This is a genomic window from Chthonomonas sp. (genome assembly GCF_035294165.1).
In the GTDB taxonomy this organism is placed as follows: Bacteria; Armatimonadota; Chthonomonadetes; order Chthonomonadales; family Chthonomonadaceae; genus Chthonomonas.
In genome coordinates, this window is record NZ_DATGLN010000075.1 from 39906 (window position 1) to 62853 (window position 22948).

General features: G+C 56.4%; 16 protein-coding genes. 11 read left to right on the forward strand and 5 right to left on the reverse strand.

Going from position 1 to position 22948, the window contains the following annotated elements:
• Positions 1–8: 8 nt before the first annotated feature.
• Positions 9–653, reverse strand: coding sequence for a vWA domain-containing protein (locus VKV29_RS03880; protein ID WP_324199988.1), 645 nt, complete (start codon positions 651–653; stop codon positions 9–11).
• Between the two features lie 283 nt (positions 654–936).
• Here VKV29_RS03880 and VKV29_RS03885 point away from each other — a divergent pair, with 283 nt between their 5' ends.
• The 3 genes from VKV29_RS03885 (at position 937) to VKV29_RS03895 (ending at position 5098) form a co-directional block, all read left to right on the forward strand.
• Entirely contained in the window at positions 937–2157 is a 1221-nt protein-coding gene (locus VKV29_RS03885; RefSeq protein WP_324199989.1) for a hypothetical protein, read from the forward strand.
• 20 nt (positions 2158–2177) lie between these two features.
• Positions 2178–3224 carry a right-handed parallel beta-helix repeat-containing protein gene (locus VKV29_RS03890; RefSeq protein ID WP_324199990.1) on the forward strand — a complete coding sequence of 349 codons (1047 nt, stop codon included), beginning with the start codon at positions 2178–2180 and terminating at the stop codon, positions 3222–3224.
• 392 nt (positions 3225–3616) lie between these two features.
• Positions 3617–5098, forward strand: coding sequence for a carboxypeptidase-like regulatory domain-containing protein (locus VKV29_RS03895; protein WP_324199991.1), 1482 nt, complete (start codon positions 3617–3619; stop codon positions 5096–5098).
• A gap of 66 nt (positions 5099–5164) precedes the next feature.
• Here VKV29_RS03895 and VKV29_RS03900 read toward each other — a convergent pair whose 3' ends face one another.
• The 4 genes from VKV29_RS03900 to nusB form a co-directional block, all read right to left on the reverse strand.
• Positions 5165–6520, reverse strand: a complete 1356-nt coding sequence (locus tag VKV29_RS03900) for a C1 family peptidase (protein ID WP_324199992.1) — start codon at positions 6518–6520, stop codon at positions 5165–5167.
• 43 nt (positions 6521–6563) lie between these two features.
• On the reverse strand, positions 6564–6887 hold the full coding sequence (gene tnpA / locus VKV29_RS03905; RefSeq protein ID WP_324199993.1) for an IS200/IS605 family transposase: 324 nt from the start codon (positions 6885–6887) through the stop codon (positions 6564–6566).
• 128 nt (positions 6888–7015) lie between these two features.
• Entirely contained in the window at positions 7016–7900 is an 885-nt protein-coding gene (gene folD, locus VKV29_RS03910; protein WP_324199994.1) for a bifunctional methylenetetrahydrofolate dehydrogenase/methenyltetrahydrofolate cyclohydrolase FolD, read from the reverse strand.
• On the reverse strand, positions 7897–8946 hold the full coding sequence (nusB, locus tag VKV29_RS03915; protein WP_324199995.1) for a transcription antitermination factor NusB: 1050 nt from the start codon (positions 8944–8946) through the stop codon (positions 7897–7899). The genes folD and nusB overlap by 4 nt, the downstream gene beginning before the upstream one ends.
• A 116-nt stretch (positions 8947–9062) precedes the next feature.
• Between nusB and VKV29_RS03920 the strand changes: the two genes are divergently transcribed.
• The 8 genes from VKV29_RS03920 to VKV29_RS03955 all read left to right on the forward strand — a co-directional run bounded on the left by VKV29_RS03920 (position 9063) and on the right by VKV29_RS03955 (position 22947).
• Complete coding sequence (locus VKV29_RS03920) at positions 9063–9845, forward strand: WecB/TagA/CpsF family glycosyltransferase (RefSeq protein WP_324199996.1); 783 nt, start codon at positions 9063–9065, stop codon at positions 9843–9845.
• Between the two features lie 65 nt (positions 9846–9910).
• On the forward strand, positions 9911–10966 hold the full coding sequence (locus VKV29_RS03925; protein WP_324199997.1) for a Gfo/Idh/MocA family oxidoreductase: 1056 nt from the start codon (positions 9911–9913) through the stop codon (positions 10964–10966).
• A 153-nt stretch (positions 10967–11119) separates the two neighbouring features.
• Positions 11120–12454 carry an MFS transporter gene (locus VKV29_RS03930; protein ID WP_324199998.1) on the forward strand — a complete coding sequence of 445 codons (1335 nt, stop codon included), beginning with the start codon at positions 11120–11122 and terminating at the stop codon, positions 12452–12454.
• 104 nt (positions 12455–12558) lie between these two features.
• Positions 12559–12795: a hypothetical protein gene (locus tag VKV29_RS03935; protein ID WP_324199999.1), complete on the forward strand. Its 237-nt coding sequence runs from the start codon at positions 12559–12561 to the stop codon at positions 12793–12795.
• A gap of 4 nt (positions 12796–12799) precedes the next feature.
• Complete coding sequence (locus VKV29_RS03940; RefSeq protein ID WP_343217332.1) at positions 12800–15691, forward strand: SNF2-related protein; 2892 nt, start codon at positions 12800–12802, stop codon at positions 15689–15691.
• 11 nt (positions 15692–15702) lie between these two features.
• Positions 15703–19224, forward strand: coding sequence for a DUF559 domain-containing protein (locus VKV29_RS03945; protein ID WP_324200001.1), 3522 nt, complete (start codon positions 15703–15705; stop codon positions 19222–19224).
• Between the two features lie 25 nt (positions 19225–19249).
• Positions 19250–19648, forward strand: coding sequence for a four helix bundle protein (locus VKV29_RS03950; protein WP_324200002.1), 399 nt, complete (start codon positions 19250–19252; stop codon positions 19646–19648).
• Positions 19648–22947 (forward strand): DEAD/DEAH box helicase family protein, encoded by a 3300-nt coding sequence (locus VKV29_RS03955; RefSeq protein WP_324200003.1) that lies wholly within the window; start codon positions 19648–19650, stop codon positions 22945–22947. The genes VKV29_RS03950 and VKV29_RS03955 overlap by 1 nt, the downstream gene beginning before the upstream one ends.
• Position 22948 lies beyond the last annotated feature (1 nt).

The window sequence follows — 22948 nt, forward strand, 5'->3', positions numbered from 1 at the left end:
CTGTCCCTTTATTTCCGGTAGAGCGACGAAAGGGCGCTCTGCCACTCATCTAAACCGGCGAGCTGTAGGTGGTTCTGAAGGTTGTCTTGAAAAGCCCGTTCCCACAGAGGCCGATTGTTGGGTGTGATGTCAATAACATAGAGCTGTAGGCTTGGGTGGCCTTGACAAAGCGCTTGCGCTTGCTTACAGAAGTTCGTTACGTTGCCGTCATCGTCGTCGCCATCGGTAAGAATTACCACAACCGGTCGGGCGGATTGACGATAATGCGGGTCATCTGCAATGAACTGAAAAAGAGCGCACGGCCGCGTGCCCAAATCCCTGGATAGATGTTGCGGCGCGAAATAGCGCGCTTTCAGGTCTTTGAACTCCGGGGAGTACTCGTCGGGTGGCACGCGTGGCCCGAAGATGCACTGGGATTGATGGTCGTATGTCCATATCTCCATAGGTATTTTGTAGCTAAGGGCATAGGTAGCAAGTAGGTCGAGCTGATTTAGCTGTTGGTCTCGAAAAGGGGTTGTTGAACCAGACCTGTCTATAGCCACGATCAGCAGATCAGGGTGTGCAACTTGGTGGGACGGGTCTGCACCCTGCTTGTTGGGGCCACAGCCAAAAAGGCACAGTACAGCAAGAAAGCAGATCATCTGTCTTTTCAATGTTTTGCCTCCTTGTCCTGCTACACGGTACATGGGTACGGTATGCTATAGATAACCGATGTAGCATGAGAAAAGTTTCGTTATTTTTCGGTAACGTTGCCGGTTTGCTAGATATATAATGTGCATAAGAGGCCAAAAAGCGGAAAGCGCACTTTCGGAGGAGCTTGGTGGAGACATAGAGCTTCAAGTCGAACGCAGAACCGCCTTCCTCCTTTGTGGTGAACAACGATGATTTTGATGGCAAACGGTGGTAATATCCCTAGAGAAAGGCTCATCCAAGGCTATGATGAATACGCCCATACAGCCACCTCCTTTAGGTAACGATGAGGTGCGACATGCCTTCTCGTTGCTAGAACAGGTTTCGCAACGCAGCCGCATTCGTGCGATCGCCGAGCATATCGTCGCCAATGTGACGCCGTCGGTGACGGCCTTTGCAGAGCTTCAGCAGGCTCTCGTCTCTCCTAATCAGTACCATTGGCGCGAATCGCGATTGGCTGCTTGGTGCCTATCGCATATCCCTCTACTGCCCCATCAGCGTACGGCTGCCATACAAACACTCGCCGATGTGATAAGGAAGCGATATAACCCATCGCTTCGCAGCATCGTGGCGCGTTCAGCCTTTATCAGCCTTGTGATCGGGACGATAACGCTTAACCCGGTTGGTCTTTTGGTTCTTGCCATTCTTAGCTACCCTCTCGTGCATCTGTTTGTGTGGGATGCTGCCCGATCGCACGCTGCCCAGATCAGAGGAGAGGCCGCGCGCTCTCTGCAAACCCTTCAGGCGGTGGAGACTCTCGATCTTCTCACAGTTGCAGCGGTAAACGACATGCTGTTTGTACGTATACAGGCGCGCACCGCTCTCTGTCATCTGCTGCCCCTGCTGACATCGGCGCACTACGGCATGCTCAGACCCTCTACTCTTCAGCTGCTGTCTCATCTTCTGAACGCCCCCAACGAGCTGCTTGTGCAACGAATACTCGAGGCCTTTGCAAAAGTGGGCACCCGAAGCGTGCTCTCCTCGGTAAAGCTCATCGCGCGAGGCAGAGGAAAGTACGGCCATCTGCCGCATATTCGCCAGGCGGCCTTCGAGGCGCAGATGCGCATTGAGGAGCGTCTACGTCGTGAACAAGAGACCCGTGTTCTTTTGCGGGCCTCACAGGTTGAGCCGGTTATGCCGGAGCAGCTGCTGCGCCCGGCTATGGATGCGCATCTGGAGAGGCCCGAAGAGCTGTTGCGTGCCAGCCAATCGGGGGCCCCATTGGACAGCGATATCGCTTTGGCGATCATCGAGGACATTAAACGGCGTAACGATCCGCGTGCCATCCCGTTTTTAAAAGACCTGCTCCGGTTGCCGTCCCTCCCGCAAGCGGTGGCTGCGGCGGCTCACGAGTGTCTTGCTCTGCTTCAGGCACGGGCCGAGTTAGATCGTGCTGTGCCTCCCGCTCTGTCGCCAGACGTCGAAGCCAAACTGTTCCAAACAGATAGGCCGCCTCAAGCTTTTTAGCTTCCCTTGGAGAACCTCAAGTGACCCATGCGACACTCTTTCGTTTTACAGGCCTTGTGCTGCTGATGGTGGGTGGGATAGGGGCCAATGACAAGGGAACGCTTTTTGTTCAAATGCCTTCTCCATCAAACTGGCGGGTGCTTACCGTGGGGCCGGGGCAGGAGTTTGCGACTCTGTCGGCGGCACTTGCGGCTTCGCACGATGGCGATACCATTCGCGTACAGGCAGGCACCTACCTCAACGATTTCGCCAGCATAGATGCCAAAGTTCGAGTTGTGGGCGTTGGTGGTATGGCTCATCTCGTTTGCACGAAGCCTATTCCGAACGATAAGGGGATTTTTATCGTTAACACCGACTGCATTCTTCAAAACCTGGAGTTTTCTGGGGCGAAAGGCCCCAGCGGCAACGATGCCGGCATTCGCTGGCAGGGCGGCAATTTAACCCTTGAAAACTGCTACTTTCATAATAATCAGGATGGCCTGCTTGGTCAAGGTGGCACGCTGACCATTCGGAACTGCGAGTTCGCACATAACGGTGCCGGCGACGGTTTTACACACAACCTCTACGTTGGAAATGCCAACAATTTGGTGGTTCAGCACAGCTATTTCTATGCGGCCGTTGTGGGGCACAACATCAAGAGCCGTGCCCGACATACAACCATAACCGACTCCGTCATCGCCGATGGCCCCGATGGAACGACCAGTTTCAGCATCGATCTGCCCAACGGCGGCCTCGCACGTATCCAGAATAATCTGATCGAGAAGGGGCCGAAATCGGAAGCCGGGATCATCATCGCTTTTGGTGAGGAAGGCCATCTCAAGAGTCCTTCCTCTCTCACGGTTCAAGATAACGTGGTGCTAAACGATCAAACGGCGCATCCTCCTACCGCCGTGCACAACGCTTCACCCGTTCCTGCGCAGATACTTGGAAACCGGTTTTACGGACTTGGCGCAGGCCAGATCGCATCCGGCCCCCATGTCCTGTCCAGAGATGCTTTGCTTGCTAAAGCTCCCTATCCCGACACCTATTGGACGCTGTCGTTGCCTTCCCCTTGGCCGGTGAAATAGGGTTTGAAACAGGGGAAGATAGGCCGGTAGGGAACTCTTTTGCCCTCTTGGGAGTCGAACAACCAGACTGGCGTATTCCCCCTCTAATCCATTTTAAGGCCAGCCTCAACTTGAAAACAATGTCATCTCGAATGCGAAGCTGACGTCACCTCGAAGTGAAGCGAGAGCGAACAGGGCGACCTGTCAGCCGTCCTCATGTTCCGGCAGGAAGCAATCGCTTTCATGTAGGGACAAGCCACCTCGTTTACGGGGCGGTAGTTGACGTCACAAACACTGCGGACTTCTCGTTTTTTTACTATGTTCTTTTCTGTTTGAACATCCGATAATCGAGTTAGTAGCTCATCTCCCACAAACCGTCTCGGATGGGCTTTTTCACCTTGGAGGAGATACAGATGATGCAAGTTGGTCGTTACCTGCTTTTGGGGTTAGCTGCAGCCGGTTTCGGCGTAGCCTTAACAGGGTGTGGCGGCGGCGGAGGCTCTGTGGGGACACGAAGTACCACCAGCCTCACAGGAACCGTGACCGTGCCATCCGGAACCCCAACGCGCGGGGTTAGCTTTCGCGCAACATCCACCAATGTGCCTCTGCCAGGCGCCAGTGTAAGCCTCTACGATATTACCCAAGGAGGCGCCAATGCGATTACCGGCCCCCCTGTTGCAACCACAACAACCGATGCCAACGGGAACTACCAGTTCCAGAACCTGCCGCCAGGGCATAACTTCGTGGTACAGGCCAGCAAAACCGTTACCGGCACGGGCACTCCGGCGACAGTAACGGTGGCTACCTATGCCTCCACCGGTACCACCTCTTCAAGCGGGCCTGTGGTGGCCGATGCCGACGAAAACACCACATTGGCGGTGGGCTACCTGCTACAACAGCTCAAGGCGAACCTGGCATCCAGTACGGCCGATCTAGGGACGTTGGTAAGCCAGTTTGTGCAGCAGGTGCTTGCCCAAGAGCAGGCGGGGCATGGACCTAACATTGACCTTACCAAACAGCTTACCGACCAGGAAAATGTGGCCGAGCAGGTCGAACAAGAGGAGGCGCAAGCGGTTATCGGCGGAGCCTATGTTGGGCAACCGCCTTCGCAGGCGGCCTCGGATGAGGAGAACGAGGGGAAGGCGGTTCATGCTCTCGTAGACCTCGTGGTAGATACCGCCCATTCCACCGTACAGGGCGTCCTTGTGCTGGCCTCCAGTGGAGGGGCTGTCTCCGATGCCGATAGCTTTTCTGCCACGCTACAATCGGACGGCTCCTTCACGGCCACCACAACCGATGCCTCTTACACCGTGACCGGTGTTGTGGACGGTGAAGAGATGCACGGGCATTGGGCTTCTGCAAACGGGCAACTCGATGGCCATTGGGAGGCGACCCACGCCTCGGCACAAAGCGACTCGAGCGGTGGCAGCACGCCGCCTCCGCCGCCTACCGGTTCTGGAGGTTCCGGAAGCTCGGCCGGTAGCGGTAGCCAAAGCGGCTCTCAAAACAACACGAACACCCTTACAGGAACACCTGGTGCCGCCTATGTAGGTACATTCAGCGCCCAGGCTGCCGGCAGTTCGTCGGGTCCTTCTGGCTCGTGGTTCCTTTTCCTCTTTCCTAACAAGGAGCTACTTTTGTATGCCCACGACAACACCGACACCACGCTGCCTCATAATCAGAAGGTGGTGCTTGCCTTCGGCAGCCTTGGCTCGAACAACGCGCTCTCTCTCACGCCCGTATTTCCTTTAGCGAGCGGTGCCAGCGCCTCGGCCACGATCTCTGCCGGCGCTGCCATTGGGCAACCGTCACTGCAGGGCAGTTGGAGCTGCAGCGGTTTGGTGTCGGGCAACGTGTTCAACGGTTCCGGCACGTGGACGGCTACACTCTTCTAAGCGACCTTAGTGGAGAAAAAGTTACGGGCAGCCATTCGGCTGCCCGTAATGCTAAGAGGATGGGTTTTAGGCACAGGCCAGCGAGCCCATCGGGTGCCAGGGGGGCAGAGGAATAGGCTTCGTATCGAGCGCCTTGAGGATTTTCGGCTCGACGTACGACCTCTCTACTACCACCTCATAGGTATATTCATCGAACCAGGGGTCGGTCATCACCATGAAGCCCTTGTCGCCGCCTTTATCGCCCCAACTGTTCTCCACGCGCCACTTGCGCGGGCGCTCTTTTTCGTCGAGGTCCACACCGGTAAACACCATGGCATGGGTCATCTGGCTATGGCCGTAGTTCAGACGAGTGGCCTTATCCATCCCAAAGGAGACACCGTAGAGGCTTTCCAGATCGTGCAGCTCTAAGTCCATAAGCCCCAGATCGCGGTCGAAGTGTTTGCCTACATCGCATCCAAACCAGACCGGTTTGCCATCCTTGATCATGGAGACGGTGGCTTTTTTAATGACAGGAAGCTCTACATTGAGGTAGCGCACAATGTGCCCTTCTACAACGTTGCCCAGATACTCGATGGTGTAGAGCTTGTTGTAGTCTAAAATAGGGCAATGGATGAGACAAACACGCTCATCGAGGTCTACGGGCACATGGCGTTGCATGAACTCATGTGGTGTAATGACCCCGTCACGGTGAAAAGTCTTATCTTTGTCGCGCCACTGCCAAAGAAACTCCTGAGGAGGTTCGCCGAGATGGATGCACAACATACGGTAGACTTCATTCACCATTTCGGCTTTGCGTTCACGCAGTTTGGCCTCCTTAACGCCCTTGCTGTGGGCTTTGCGTAGTTCGGCCGCATCTTCGCGCAGCTTGGCGGTAATGTAGTAGTTCATACTAGCTGTATTGCTGCTGCTCTCCGTTTCGGGCATGATGCTTTTAGGGATAAGCCCGTACTTGTGTACAAGGTTGACAAACATATCCCACTGTCCGCCATCTTGAATGGGGGATTGCAGGAGCCAGTTGATCAGGCGACCATCGGTGGGTTCGTCAAGTGTTTTGAGGATATTTTCTAAGAAATAGTTGGCCTTTTCCAGCTTATCCCAGAACATGAGGTAGTTTTGAGAAAACTCGAAATCCTCCAGGTTCATCTGTTCCGCTGCGGCCATTCGCATGGTGTTCAGGGCGGCAAAGAGCCAGCAGCGACCACTTCTTTCTTGGCTTGTGGCCGCCCCTGTTTTCACCATATGCGAAAAGGTGTGGTTGGTGCGGGTAACTACATGACGATTAAGGGCAACCTGGTTGATAGGGGTTTTGCAAACCGCGTTCATAGCCACCCGAAAGATAGGGTTGGCCTGGAAATCACGGCGCATCTGTTCTAAGTCTTCTGGGCAGAGAGGGCCTTTACTCGAATTCGCTTTTTTTGCCATTCGTTTCCTCGCAGATTTAGGTTTTTTTACAACGTTTCAATCCTCACCAAGGGGGAGGGCGTCGGCCTTGACGCCGAACCGCCGGTGCCACTTTTACTACATCGGCCGCAGAGTCGGTCGGCCAAACTCGAATGAACCGATGGACGTGGTCGGGCTGTATCGCTAACTGAAGAATTGTCCAACCTTTTCCCTGCGCTTTCTGCTCGATAAGCTGGCGACACTCGTCGGCAACAGCACCCGTTAGCACCGCTTTGCGCCGCTTCGGTATCCAGCCCAGAGGGTACCCAATCAAGTGTACCTGATGTTCGTCTCGCCGGTAGCTCAGAGTGTCGTTTTCCATGTCATTAGCATACACGATTTTGTCCATAGATGCAACCACCATCTCCGGCTCAAGCCAGAAAAGCGCTTTCATCCACTGAGGGGGAGGACGTCGGCCTTGACGCTAAAGCAACGGGGCTTTCTCGCGGGCTAAAGCCCTAAAATTGTAAAGGGTGGCTATCTGATGATCGGATAGTTTCCCATGGCGGCAAGGAGCGTGTTGCGCAGCAACATGGCGATGGTCATGGGGCCAACTCCTCCTGGGACAGGGGTAATATAGGAGGCAACCTGCGCCGCCGATTCAAAATGCACATCGCCCACGTCCCCACTACGGCCCTCTACACGGTTGTAACCGGCATCTATGACCACCGCGCCGGGACGAATCATGTCGCCGGTTATCATCTCGGCGCGTCCCACTGCGGCAACAAGAATGTCGGCCTGCCGTGTCTGCTCGGCCAAATTTTGGGTGCGTGAGTGACAGATGGTAACCGTTGCGTTGCGGTTTAGGAGAAGGAGAGCCATGGGCTTTCCCAAGATGATGCTTCGCCCCACAACCACAGCATGTTTGCCTTCGATGGGGATACGGTAACGATCGAGCAGTTCAATAATGCCGGCGGGTGTGCAGGCGGGGAAGGCCGGTTCGCCGTTGACGAGGGCGCCTAAGCTCATGCGGCTAATGCCATCAATATCCTTCTCCACCGAAACCTTATCGAGCACGGCCGTCTCGTGCAGATGTTTCGGAAGTGGATGCTGCACAAGAATGCCGTGGACATGAGGGTCGGCATTGAGTCGCTCCACAAGCGCCTCGGCCTCTTCCTGAGTGGTGTCGGTGGGCAAGCGATGCAGCGACGATTCCATGCCTACCCATCCACAGGCCTTCTGTTTCATGGCCACGTAGGTTTCTGAAGCGGGGTTATCGCCGATGAGCACGGCAGCGAGATGGGGCACGATGCCCCGTTCCTGTTTGAACGCGCGTACCGCCTCGGCGATCTCGGCGCGGATCGTTCGCGCTGTAGCGGTACCATCGAGTAAAATGGCTTTTCGTTCCGTTTGTTCGCTCAACTCTCGTCCTTTCCGTCCATTTCCATTTCGATGAGGGTCTCTTCTTGTTCCATGAGATGCGGCGAGGGCGTTGGAGTGGTGGCAAGCTTTTCAGCCATCGCGCTCAGCACGCCGTTAACGAAACGGCCCGAATCGGCGGTGCTATACTTTTTGGCCAGCTCCACGGCCTCGTTGATGATGACGGCAGCCGGAAGCTCGCGGCGGATCAGCAGCTCACAAGCGCCGATACGGAGGATGTTGCGGTCTACCGCTACGAGGCGTTCCAGTCGCCAACCTACGGCCGTCTCTCCAATGGCTGTGTCGAGTTGATTACGGTTTTGCGATACATCGAGCACCAACTGGGTGGCGAAGGGGGCAGTACGAAGCCAAAGTTCAAGATAGTGCCTCACCGTATCCGCGATTTGACGCCAACGCGCTATCTGCTGCCGATTGAACTCCTCGCGTTGTGTTAGCAAGAGGTTTCTGGTCTCTTCCGGCGACGCGGAGGAAGGGAGAGAATCCAAAATGCGTTTCGCCTCCTGGCGCGCGATACCACGCATGAGGCTTTCGAGGTGACGAGGCAAGTTTTCTCTCATCTCCTGAAGAAACTGCTCCAGATCGGCCTTCTCTTGGAAGGTTAGGGCCTCATAATCGGCTTCGAGCGGATGGCCGGGCGGTGGCAAAAAGGCCCGTTTGGGGAGGGCGGAGAGTAGGTAAGGGGGCTGTAAGACACCGGAGGGCAGTTTATTGCGCAACGACTTTTCCAGAAGCTGCTCTTGCCACCACGGGGCCTCTCCCAGCAGGGCGGCTGCCACGAAAGCATAGAGGCGAGCCAAAGCCAAATGAAAGTGGGGCAGTCGAGGCAAAAGAGGCTGTGTGAGAACATCTAAGCAGACCTCCTCGAAGGGAGAGCCGCTGCTGGTGCGTGAGCCGAGATGTACGAAATCCTGACGAAGGTGATCCATGGCGGTCATGAGCACCTCATGCAGATCACCATCGCCCACGTCGTATTGATAAAGCACCTTCAAAGCCCATTCACGCGCTAATCGGCGCACGCTAATTCGCATTTTGAAATCTCAAGGGTATACTTCTAAGCGGACTTCGCACTGTAGGACTCTTCACGCACGATATTGTACACCAGAAATGCCGGCTTTGGGGTAGGCCCTAAAGGATAGTTTATACTATGACCGACCTTCAGACCCAGGCGGACGCCAAAACGGTTCCCGCCATCACCATCTTGGGGCTTCCTGTGCATCGGGTAGACATGCAGGAGGCGCTGGATATTGTGGAGCGATTCGTTCAGGAGCGCAAGCCTCGACACATTATCACGGCGGACGCATCCATGTTGGTGATGGCGCAGGAGGATAGGGAGTTACGCTCTATTTTACTCGCTGCCGACCTTATAACGCCGGATAGCGCGGGGGTGCTTTGGGCGGCAAGGCGGCAGGGAACGCCTTTAGCGGAACGCGTATCAGGCGTTGAGCTTGTGGAACGTTTTTGTGCGCTTTCTGCGCAGAAAGGCTACCGCCTCTACTTTCTCGGGGCGGCGCCAGGCATCGCGGCTGCTGCTGCCGAGCGTATGCGCCGGCGCTATCCGGGCGTTCAAATTGTGGGGGCCCATCATGGATTCTTCGGCTCGGCGGAGAACGAGGCCATCCTAGAGGAGATACGCCACTGCCAACCCGACATTCTGTGTGTGGCCTTGGGGATTCCGAAACAGGAGAAGTGGATAGCCACCTATCAGCGTGCGCTTGGGGTGCCGGTGGCGATTGGGGTGGGGGGAACCTTCGACGTGCTCTCCGGTAAGGTAAGGCGTGCCCCTCAATGGATGCGTCGGCTTCATTTGGAGTGGCTATGGCGGTTGTTAAACAACCCGCGCAAACTGGGCAAAGTGCTGCTGCTACCGCGTTTTGTGAGGCTGGTATGGCGTTCTCAGAGGACGCAGCAGCCTCTCAAAACCGGCTAATCGGCGTTCCTTTGTGAAACGAGAGTTTCCAAAAAAAATAACCAAAGAAAGGACTGTAGGAGAACGTGGCTAAAAAAGTTCGAGTGGGTGTGATCGGCACGGGAGGTATTGCCAATGGGGCGCATCTTCCCGGCTATGCAAACATCCCCGATGAGTGTGAAATTGTGGCTCTCTGCGATATCAATCCAGAAGCCCTTCAACGCACCGCACAACGTTACCCGCAAGTAAAACATCTTTTCGACGATTACCGCAAGCTGCTAGAACTCGATGAGATTGATGCGGTTTCTGTCTGCACGCACAATGCGGCACACTACGGGCCTACCGTGGATGCCTTGAAGGCCGGCAAACATGTGCTCTGCGAGAAGCCTATCGCCATCAATACCCAAGAGGCAAAGGAGATGGTGGAGACGGCGCGCAAACAGGGCAAAATTTTGCAAGTGGGCTTCAACTCGCGCTTTTCGCCTACCCATCAGGCGCTGAAGCGTTTTATAGATGCCGGCGATCTGGGCGACATCTACTATGCGCGCGTGCAGGCCTTGCGCGTGCGCGGCATTCCCGGTTGGGGTGTCTTTACCGATAAGGAAAAACAGGGTGGAGGCCCTCTCATAGATATCGGGGTACACGTAATTGACCTCGCGCTCTGGTTTATGGGGCACCCTAAACCTATCAGCGCTACCGGTGTGACCTATCAGAAACTGGGCAATCGCGACCTCGTTGGGTTTATGGGCCAGTGGGATTATAAGAACTTCACCGTGGAGGATTTGGCCGTTGGCTTTGTGCGATTCGAGAACGGCCTCACGATGACGATTGAGGCGAGCTTCGCCGCCAACTGGAAGCAGGACACCCTAAACATAACGCTGTTGGGCACGGACGGCGGTCTGGAAACAAGCCCGCCCACCATTGTGCAGGAAAAGCATAAAGCGCTCTATCACTTCGAGCCGCGTGTGCCCGGTGGTGGTCAGCAGTTCAACACCTACAACGCCGAGATCAAGTCGTTTGTGGAATGTGTACGTGACGGCAAGGAGCCGCTGGTAACCGGTGAGCAGGCCTTAATCGTAGCGCAGATTACCGAAGCCATCTATCGCTCTGCAGAAACGGGCAAAGAAGTCGCCATCGCCTAATACTCTCCTCAACCCACCTGTGCGCCTCGAGCGTACAGGTGGGTTCTTTATATAATAACGAAACCAAACCTATGCACTGTTTCGTCTTGAAAAGCGTATCGGCACTGCCGATGCCGTCGGCCTGTTATTCCGTTAGGCAAAGGAGAGTTTCCTTTGGAAGCGCCCTCAGAAACCCCATCCGAACGCCCTGAGGAGAGAACTTCTCAGGAAACGGCTTTGGCCTCTACCTCCGCTCCGACGGTGAGTGTAAGGGGGTTACTTTTGGCCATCGTCTGCGTGGCCGTGTTCGGCGAGCTGGGCTACACCACCGTGAATGTTTCGGCCATGCCGGTCTATATTCATGACCTCCGTCTTGGCGATCATCTCGTGGGCATCGCCATGCTCGCTTTTCTGGTGACGGAAGGCCTTTTAAAGTCACCGTTTGGCATTTTAGGCGATCGCTTCGGGCGCAAAGTCATGATGATCACCGGCCCTCTCCTCTCCACGTCCACGGCGGTGCTGACGCCCCACGTGCATAGTCCCTTTGCCCTCATCCTGCTGCGCATTTTCGACGGTATTGGGGCGGCGGCGCTTTGGCCGTCGGCGTTTAGCCTTATCGGCGACCACGTTCCCGAAAACAGGCGTACGGCTGCGATGAGCTATTTCAATATCGCCTATCTCATCGGGGTTGCGGTAGGGCCGTTTCTTGGAGGGGCGATAGACGACTTTGCCCGGTACCGCCTCCATCTTCAAGGGCCATCGCCCGTGCGCTTCTCCTTCTATTTGGCCTCGGTGCTGTTTCTCTTAACCTCGCTGATCGCCGTGCTCGTGCTGCCAAACGATCACCCCGGAGCCGGCCACGCCAAGGCCACAAGCGAGTTCGATTTTAAGGCCTTCCGTGCCATGATGCGCCGAATGCCCATGATACTCCTCATGACCTTCATCACTTTTCTCGGCATCGGGCTGATCATGGCCTACGTAAAGCTCTTCTTAATGGCGGCTTTGCATCTTACAGAGACGGATTTCGGGCGCATGTTGCTTATTCCGGCGCTTCTTATTGCCGTTCTCTCGGCGCCGATGGGGGCCTTGGGCGACCGAATGGGGAAGCCGTTGGCGATCAAGATCGGCATCGGGACGTGTGCTGCCTCCTTCTGGCTCATGGTGCTGTTTTTACATCGCGCCACCTTGCCGATCTACGGAACGCTGCTTGGGCTTGGCTTTGTGCTGGCCTTTCCCGCTTGGATGGCACTGGTAAGCTCTTTAAGCGATGCAAGCCAACGCGGAGCGGCCATTGGCGCGGTGGGAACAGCACAGGCGCTTGGCACCATTGTGGGCATTGGTGTGGGCAGTTTTCTCTATAGGCAGCCCGGCTTCCGCCTAGGGTTTTTAGTTGTTCCCAACCATGGGTGGCCGTTCTTGGGTTGCGCGGTGATGCTGCTAACGGCTTTTCTTATTGCGCTCTTTGCCGTGAATGAGAAGCCGAGTCCACCCGCTACCGAGCAGGAGTAGCTGCCTGGGCCACGAAACGCGCTGCCAGCTCATTGGCAGCCGTGATGGAAAGGGGCTGCTACACTTATACCTCTGCAACCGACCGGAATGTGGCGACGTTTGCTTTGGAGAGGAACAACCGAGGCGAGTGTCGTAAGATCACGGTATGGCACATGCCTGAGTACGAGGCAGCTATCACCGAATATCGGCGCTGGCTAATGTTGGTGGCCGTTGGGGCTGCGCACGCTGCGTTGGGAAGGGCGGAGACCGTTTTGCGCGGTTTTAGAAACGGCCTTACGTCCGCGAGCGATGGAACGGCACGACTGCAGTTGTGCAGGTTCGGCATATTTTGGTGGGTTTAGCACGATGAGCACTGTCTACCATGCAAAGTACTTTGCGAGTGAGTTGACACATATCGGTGGGGCGGGAGTGGAGCGTCTTTCCCGGTCCCTTTTTGATGCATGCGTCGACTTGAACCCCCACCAGATCGAGGCGGCACTTTTTGCCTTCCGTTCTCCTATTTCCAAAGGTGCTCTGCTTGCCGATGAGGTTGGTCTTGGGAAGACCATCGAGGCCGGTCTCATTCTCTGCCAGCTCTGGGCTGAACGACAGCGTCGGCTTCTGGTGATCTGCCCCGCATCCATTCGCAAGCAGTGGGCGCTTGAGTTGGCAGAGAAGTTTAGTCTTCCCACGGTCATCCTTGATGCGAAGGAGTATCGAGAGCGAAAAGCTCGAGGCTTTGCTAACCCTTTCGAGGCGGACGAAATCGTCATTACATCGCTGCACTTTGCGAGCCAACACGCCGCTGACATTCATCCCATCCCATGGAACCTTGTGGTCATTGATGAGGCTCACAAGCTCCGAAATGTCTACCGTCCATCCAATCGCATGGGCCAGAACATCCGGTCGGCGGTTGGGGAGCGACGCAAGGTACTGCTGACGGCGACACCCCTGCAGAACTCCCTCTTGGAGCTTTACGGCCTCTCAACGCTAATTGACGAACACCTTTTCGGTGATCTTTCGTCTTTTCGGAGCCAGTTCATGAACGCCAACGGGAACATGGCAGACCTGCGGCGCCGGCTTCGCACATTCTCCATTCGCACGCTGCGTAGACAGGTAACCGAATACATTCAGTATACCGAGCGTCGCCTGATCACGCGGCCTTTTGATCCCACGGAGCAGGAGCAAAGGTTGTACGAAGCCGTCTCAGCGTTCCTTCAACGCACCGACACCTATGCCCTTCCTTATCGGCAACGACACCTGACGGCTTTAATCGTGCGCAAGCTGCTTGCCTCCTCCCCGCGGGCAGTGGCAGCTACCTTGGAAGCGCTGCGCGACCGCCTCATCGCCATTCGTGACAGGATGCCGACATCAGAAGACCTGGTTGAGCGCCTCATCACCGACGAAGAGATCGAGGAGGATTTACTAGATGAGATACTCGATCCGCCCAGCAGTGATGAAGAGACGCAACAACGACTCATGAACGAAGTATCTTTGCCTGTAGAACCCGCGCTCGACCGTCAAAAGCTGCTTGCAGAGATCGACGAACTCACCCGCTACGCCCAGTGGGCAAGAAGCATCGGCATCGACACCAAAGCCCGCGCCCTCATCAAGGCGCTTGAGATCGGCTTCAAGAAGATGACCGAGATGGGAGCGGCACAAAGGGCGGTGATCTTCACCGAGTCGCGACGCACGCAGGCCTACCTAAAAGAATTTCTGGAGGCTAATGGCTACGCGGGCCGCGTGATCAGCTTCAACGGAACAAACAGGGAGCCGGAAACGACGGCGATCTACGAGCGCTGGCTGGAAGCCAACAAGGAAAATGGTCGGGCGACCGGGTCTCGGCCTGTGGACATTCGTACCGCTATCATCGAGCACTTCCGCGATCACGGCCAGATCCTTATCGCGACAGAGGCGGGTGGAGAAGGCCTCAACCTCCAATTTTGCTCGCTGGTGATCAATTTTGACCTTCCCTGGAATCCCCAGCGAATCGAGCAGCGGATCGGTCGCTGCCATCGCTACGGGCAAAAGCATGATGTCGTTGTCATCAACTTCCTCAACCAAAAAAACGCGGCTGATCGGCGAGTCTACGAACTTCTGGAAGAGAAATTCAACCTCTTCAATGGCGTTTTTGGGGCGTCCGATGAAGTTTTAGGAACCATCGAGTCGGGTGTGGACTTTGAACGAAGGATACTAGACATCTATCAACAGTGCCGGACTCCTGAGGAGATCGAAAGCGCCTTTCAACAGCTTCGCCAGGAGCTTGACGAAAAAATCCAAGCTCGCATGGCCGAGACGCGGCAGAAGCTTCTCGAACACTTCGACGAGGACGTCCATGCCCGACTGCGCGTGAATCTGGAAGGAGCGCGTCAGCAACTCGATCGGGTGGGGACGATGTTCTGGCGACTCACGCAGTTCATTCTCGATGGGCGGGCGCGCTTTGACGAGGTGAACCTAACATTCGACTTGGAACATCCTCCCCACGAGGGCATCCAGCAAGGGCACTACCGCTTGATTTCGAAAGACCAGGACAAGGTTCCCAATGCGTTTCTTTACCGTTTGTCACACCCCCTAGGGGAGTATGTGATCGAAACTGCGAAGCAACTGCCTACGCCGGCAGCCCATGTGAAATTCAACATTAGCGAGCGACCAACTCGCATCGCTATGGTCGAGGCCCTCAAAGGCCGCTCCGGCTGGCTTCACCTGCAGCGGCTTGTTATCGACTCGTTCGAGCGGGAAGAGTACCTGCTCTTCTCTGGATTCGTTGACGACGGCCGCGCGCTCGACCAGGAAACGATGGAAAAACTGTTTCACTGCGATGCGAAGGCCGAACCGCTTCCTTCGATTCCCTCGGATGTGGAAAGCCATCTGCAGGCGGAGGCGGATCGGCACGCTAGGGCTACGATCAGCCGCTCACTCGAGACCAACAATCGGCACTTCCAAGAAGCGCGGGAAAAGCTGGAAAAATGGGCGGACGACATGGTCCTGGCCGCCGAAAAAGAGCTGAAAGACACCAGAGAGCAGATCAGGGCGCTCACCCGCCAGGCACGCCTGGCCACGACCATGGAAGAACAGCACGCTTTGCAGAAGCGGATTCAGGAACTGGAAAAACACAAACGCCGCCAGCGCCAGCGTATCTTTGAGGTCGAGGATGAGATCATGGCCAAGCGCGACGAACTGATTGATAGACTCGAGAAACGAATGCATCAGCGGACGAGCGTGGAACCTCTGTTCACCATTCGCTGGACAGTCGTATGACGGAGAAGCCTATGTCAGAGAACCTAGAAAAATTCAAGTCCCTGTTAGCCGAACTCTTCCAACTCGATCAGGCCGATCTGGACTTTGGCATCTACCGCATCATGAACGCCAAGCGGGAGGAGATTACCCGCTTTCTTAAAAACGACCTGCTGCCGCAAGTCCACCAGGCCCTGGGCGCCTACGAAAGCGAGAGCCGTGCCACCCTCAAGGAGGAACTGGAGAAGGCAAAGGAACAAGCAAAAGCCCTCGGGTTTGACGACCCCATTCAAGCCCCGAAGGTCAAGGAACTGCAGGCCCGCTACAACACCACCTTCGACATCGAGGCGGCAGAAAGTGAGGTCTTCTCCCACCTGTACAACTTCTTCCGCCGCTACTACAGCGAGGGCGACTTCATCTCCCAGCGCCGCTACAAAGAGGGCATCTACGCCATCCCCTATGAAGGCGAGGAGGTCAAGCTCTACTGGGCCAACCACGACCAGTACTACATCAAGACGAGCGAGTACTTTTGCAACTACACCTTCAAACTCCCCTCCGGCAAGCGCGTCCACTTCAAACTGGTCGAGGCCGACACGGAGAAGGACAACAACCGCCCCCAAGACGGTAAGGAACGCCGGTTTATTTTGGGACGAGGCGGCAGGGAGACAGGGGGACAAGGGGAAAAGGAGACAGGGGAACGGGGCGAGATATGGGACGAGGTGGACGGCGATTTGGTGTTCACCTTCCGCTACGCCCCCGACCCCGAAAAGCGCACACAGGCGGAGCTGAACGCCGTCGCCGTGGAGCGAATCCGCTCCTTGATAGGTAGTTCACCGAGTCTCCAGGTCTTCTGGTCTGCCCTGTTCGACAAGCGCCCCACGGACAAGAACCCCAACCGCACGCTGCTGGAGAAGCACCTGACGGACTACACCGCCCGTAATACCTTCGACTACTTCATCCACAAGGACCTGGGCGGCTTCCTGCGCCGAGAGCTGGACTTCTACATCAAGAACGAGGTGATGCATCTCGACGACATCGAGAGCGAAACGGCTCCGCGCGTGGAGCAGTACCTGGCCAAGATCAAGGCTATCCGCCGGATCGCTCACAAGATCATCGACTTCCTGGCTCAGCTGGAGGACTTCCAGAAGAAGCTCTGGCTCAAGAAGAAGTTCGTGGTGGAGACGCAGTACTGCGTCACGCTCGACCGCGTACCGGAGGAACTGTACGCCGAGATCGCCGCCAACGACGCCCAGCGGGAAGAGTGGGTGCGGCTGTTCGCCATTGATGAGCTACCCGATTACCCGTGGCGCAACCCAATCCCCTCTCCCCTCTGGGGAGAGGGTCAGGGTGAGGGGTACCTCCGCCCCAAATCCTGTACGAAGGAAGAACGCAACGCTCTGCTCCAGGAATTTGCTCGTGAAATGCGGCATGCACCCACCGACGCAGAGCAACGCCTCTGGTATTTCCTCCGCGACCGGCGTTTGGGTGGCTATAAGTTCCGTCGTCAACATCCTGTCGGCAACTATATCGCCGACTTTGCCTGTATCGAAGGCCGCTTGATTGTAGAAGTAGATGGCGGACAGCATGCCGGGTTGTTTCAGCAGGAAAAGGATATCGCCAAAACTCGCTTTTTTGAAGAACGCGGATTCCGTGTATTACGATTCTGGAATAACGATGTGTTGAATAACACCAGCGCCGTGTTGGAGGAGATTTTGCGGGTGCTGGAGGAGGCCCCTCACCCCAACCCTCTCCCCACAGGGGAGAGGGGGGCACAGCAGGGGGATACATTCCCCACAAGGGAGAAGGTGATCGCCTTCCTCAAGGCCAACCCCTACCTCGTGCTCGATACCCGCCACTTCACTGAGGACTTCAAGCGGCGGCTACTGGCCTCCTTCGACGACCTCGACGAGCAGTGCGACGGCCTGCTCATCCACAGCGAGAACTTCCAGGCGCTGAACCTGCTCATGGACCGGTACAAGGGGCAGGTGAAGTGTGTGTATATCGATCCACCGTATAACACTGGAAGCGATGAGTTTGTCTATAGGGACGATTACCAGCATTCCTCCTGGCTTTCCATGACGTATGACCGCCTGGCGTTCGGACGGGAGTGGATGCGGGAGGATGGGGCAATTTTTGTGAGCATTGACGATGGGGAGCAGGATGTTCTCCGCAAAGTAATGGGGGCGATTTTCGGAGACGAAAACTTTGTCAACAACATCATCTGGCAAAAAAAGTATGCGCCTCAAAACGATGCCAAGTGGCTTTCGGACAACCACGATTTTCTGCTTCTCTTTGCAAAAAGTAAAGAAGCATGGCGCCCTGGGCTCCTTCCAAGAACCGAGGCACAGGACAAACGCTACCAGAATCCCGATAATGACCCACGAGGTCCTTGGATGTCCGACAATTTATCTGTCAAGACCTATTCTCCTGAGTACGATTTCCCCATCACAACACCATCGGGAAGGGTGGTGAATCCCCCACCCGGAAGGTGTTGGTTTACATCTAAAGAAAAAATACAAGAACTCATCGCTGATAACCGGATCTGGTTTGGTCCCGATGGGAATGGCGTTCCCCGCTTGAAACGGTTTCTCTCGGAGACAAAACAAGGTATCACGCCACTCACCATCTGGAGCTACAACGAAGTCGGGCACAACCAGGAGGGCAAGCAAGAACTCAAAGGGATGCTCTCGGAATCGGACGAAGTATTTGGTACCCCGAAGCCCAGCCGCCTTCTTGGTCGTGTCATAACCATTGGCGCCAGCGGCGAGAACAATGCCCTTATCCTCGACTTCTTCGCCGGTTCGGGCACGACAGCGCACGCGGTCATCAACCTGAACCGCGAGGACGGCGGCAAGCGGAAGTACATCCTGGTCGAGATGGGCGAGTACTTCGATTCGGTGCTGGTGCCCCGCATCAAGAAGGTTGTCTATTCCAAGGACTGGAAGGATGGCAAGCCCGTCTCCCGCGAGGGCATCAGCCACATGTTCAAGTACATCCGCCTCGAGTCCTACGAGGACACGCTCAACAACCTGGAGCTCAGGCGCACCGAGGTCCAGCAGCGGCTTCTCGAAGACCACCCCGCCTTCCGCGAGGACTACATGCTCCGTTACATGCTGGACGTGGAAAGCCGCGGCAGCGCCTCGCTCCTGAACATCGAGCGCTTCGAGGACCCCTTCAGCTACAAGCTTGACATCGCCACCGGCACCGCCGGCGAGACCAAGCCCACGGTGGTGGACCTCGTCGAGACCTTCAACTACCTGATCGGCCTGCGGGTGAAGACCATCGACCAGATCGGCGGCGTGCGCGTGGTTACGGGCACGAACCCGCAGGGCGAGCGCGTGCTCATCCTCTGGCGCAATACGAAGGAGCTGGACAACGATAAGCTGGATGCGTGGTTCAAGAGACAGGGCTACAACACGAAGGATCAGGAGTACGACGTCATCTACGTGAACGGCGACAACAATTTGGAAAACCTCCGCCGCCCGGACCAGACCTGGAAGGTCCGGCTCATTGAGGAGGAATTCCAGCGGCTGATGTTTGACGTGGCTGATTTGTGACAAGGAGACCTGGAGACCAGGCGACATGGCGAAGATAGCCTCACACAAGGAGTTAACGGTTTGGAATAACGCTATGGATGCAGCGATGAAGATTTTCGAGATGACAAAGTCGTTTCCGGTCGAGGAAAAGTACAGCATGGTGGATCAGATGCGGCGCAGCTCGCGTTCCGTCGCGGCAAATCTCGCGGAGGCGTGGCGAAGGCGGCGATACGAGGCAGCCTTTACAGCAAAGCTTAACGACGCAGAGGCAGAAGCAACGGAAGTCCAAACATGGATCGAGTTAGCACAGCGTTGCGGATACATCGATCAGGAGACGGCAACGGAGTTGGATGAGACCTACGAACACATCATCGGACAGATCGTCACCATGATTCGTCAACCTGGAAAGTGGACATTGGATCGACGATCAGGAGGCGAACGCTGATGAGCCGAAGGAGCGCATCATCTGGTCGCCAAGTCTCCCAGTCTCCCGCTCTCAAATTCGAGCAGCGATTGGTGCTTCATCAGTGGCTGCTGGGCCTCTTCGGTATGTCGAGCTTCGAGCGCCTGGCCGCCAACCTGAAGGCCCCGGAGCTGGAGGGCTTCGACGAAAACAACGCCAGCCGCTTCTATCACGTTTTGAGACTGCGAGACTGGGGGACAGAGAGATGGGGAGACGGTGGGACAGGGCGAGGTGGAGACAGGGAGGGCCAGATCACCGGGTCGCCAAGTCGCCAGGTCTCCCCGTCCGACTTGCTGGCCTACGACCAGAACATCGTGCGCCATTGGAAGCAGATCACCGAGCGGCGGAACCACGGAGGACCGTTCCTCTACCCGAAGTACTTCCAGTACCTGGCGCTGCTCTTCACCGAGATCTACCTCGACCGGTACTTCCGCGACGCGGAGGGGTTGCTTGCCAACCTCAACGCCCACGTGGCGACCTTCAACGCCTCCGCGCCGGAAGCAAGCCATATCGGACCGTACACCGGGCAGGACCTCAACAAGCTGGCCTTCTGGATGGCGACCGGAAGCGGCAAGACGCTGCTCATGCACATCAACATCCTCCAGTACCAGCACTACCTGCAAGCTCATAACCGTGAGCGTGAGCTCAACCGGATCATCCTGCTCACCCCCAACGAAGGGCTCTCGCACCAGCATCTGGAGGAGTTCCAGCTTTCGGGGATCGAGGCCGAGCTCTTCTCGAAGGAGGGTCGGGGCCTCTTTACCGGCCGCGCCGTGGAGATCCTCGACATCCACAAGCTTCGCGACGAGATGGGCGAGAAGACCGTGGCCGTGGACGCCTTCGAGGGGAACAACCTGGTCCTGGTGGACGAAGGCCACCGCGGCACCAGCGGCGCGGAAACGGGCGCCTGGATGCAGAAGCGGAACCAGCTCTGCGAGAACGGCTTTTCGTTCGAGTACTCCGCGACTTTCGGACAGGCGATGAAGGCGAGTGGGAACCGCACACTGGAGCAGACCTACGCCAGGTGCATCCTCTTCGACTACTCGTACAAGTACTTTTACGCCGACGGCTACGGCAAGGACTATCGCATCCTGAACCTGGCCGAGGACTCAGACGAAGCCATCCGCCACCGGTATCTCACCGCCTGCCTACTTTCGTTTTACCAGCAGCTCAAACTCTATCGGGACAGGGCGCAGGAGTTCCGGCCGTTTCTCATCGAACGCCCGCTCTGGGTCTTTGTGGGTGGCAGTGTGAATGCGGTGCGATCCGAAAACAAACGCAAAGTCTCCGACGTCGTAGACATCCTTCTCTTCCTGGCAAGTTTCGTTCGAGAGCGTGGCGACAGCGTTTCAGTCATTGAGCAGCTCCTCCGGGGACGCTCCGGCTTACTCGATGCGCGCAAGCGGGACATCTTCGCCGGGGCGTTTCAGTATCTGAACACCCTTGGTCTCACGCCCGATCAGGTCTTCGACGACATCCTGCGCGTGCTCTTCAATGCGTCCACGACAGCCGCGCTGCACGTGGAGAATCTCAAGGGCACGGACGGCGAGGTCGCCCTTCGGCTGGGCGACAACGAGCCCTTCGGCGTGATCAACGTGGGCGACGCCTCGGCGCTCTGCAAGCTGTGCGAGGGACAGAGGGAGCTGATCGTCACGGAGAAGGCGTTCTCCGGTTCCCTCTTCCGCGCCCTCAACGATGAGGCATCCACGGTCAACATCCTGATCGGGTCCAAGAAGTTCACCGAAGGCTGGTCGAGCTGGCGGGTCAGCACCATGGGCCTGATGAATATCGGGCGGAACGAAGGCCCGCAGATCATTCAGCTCTTCGGTCGCGGCGTCCGGCTCAAGGGCAAGGATTTCTCGCTCAAGCGCAGTCGGAGGCTGGAGGGTGTAAGCGCACCCAGGAACATCGAGACCCTAGAGACGCTCAACATCTTCGGCATCCGCGCGGACTACATGCGCCAGTTCAAGGAGTACCTCGAGGACGAAGGCCTGCCGGCGAACGAGGACCGGATCGAGTTCGTGCTCCCCGTGATCAAGAACCTTGGGAGCAAGAAGCTGAAGATCGTGCGGCTCAAGGAGGGCGTCAATTTCAAAACAAATGGTCAAAAGCCGGTGCTCGACGGCGAACCACCGGAGTTTTTGAAAAAGCACCCGGTCGTTCTCGACTGGTATCCGAAGCTACAGGCCATGGCCAGCGGCGCTGGGAGTGCAAGCACGCAGGCGGCGGAACGCGATCGCTGTTCCTTCGAAGAATCGCATCTGGCGTTCCTCGACTTGGACGCCATCTATTTTGAGCTTCAGCAGTTCAAGAACGAGCGCTCCTGGCACAACCTGACTATTCCGCGTGACTGCGTTGCCTCTCTCCTGAAGCGGAAGGAGTGGTACACGCTGTACATCCCTGGTGAGGAGATGGAGTTCCGTTCGTTACAGCAGGTGTCGCGCTGGCAGGAGATTGCGACCGCCCTTTTGAAGAAGTATCTGGACCGCTATTACAAGTTCAGGAAGCAGGAGTTCGAGGGCAAGCATCTGGAGTATCAGGAGCTGTCCGAGCACGATCCCAACTTCGTGAGCGAGTACCGGTTGCTCATCGAGCGGTCGCGCGCGGACATCCTCCAGAAGCTGGAGGAGATCAAGGGGTTGATCGAAAGCGGAAGTCTCAAAGAAGCAGAGTTCTCCAGGCTGGCTTTTGAACAGGGCTCATTCAAGGCAATCGCTTTTGCTGGTCATCTCTACCAGCCGCTCATCTACGTTGGCGACAATCTCATCGAGGTCAAGCCCGTGGTGCTGGAGAACGAGGGCGAACGCGATTTTGTTCTGGATCTTCAGAAGTTCTGCGAATCGAGTAAGGGCAAGGACTTCCTCAAGGGAAAAGAGCTTTACCTCCTCCGCAACCTGAGTCGTGGACGCGGCATCGGATTTTTCGAGGCGGGTAACTTCTATCCCGACTTTATCCTCTGGCTCCTGGTGAATGGCAAGCAATATGTGAGCTTCATCGATCCCAAGGGGCTGCGAAATCTGGAAGGCCCGAACGACCCAAAGATCCGCTTCCATCAGACCATTAAGGAACTCGAGCAACGGTTGGGCGATCCGACAGTTATCCTAAACTCATTCATCATCTCCAGCACGCCCTACCAAACGGTTTCGTGGTGGAACTCCGGGATGACAGAAGAGAGCCTTGAGGCGTGCAACGTCCTCTTCCAGTGCAAGGCTCCAACCACATACATCGAGAAACTGCTGCAGAAGCTCCTGTCGCCGAATAATGTGGCAACGTCGGCATAGT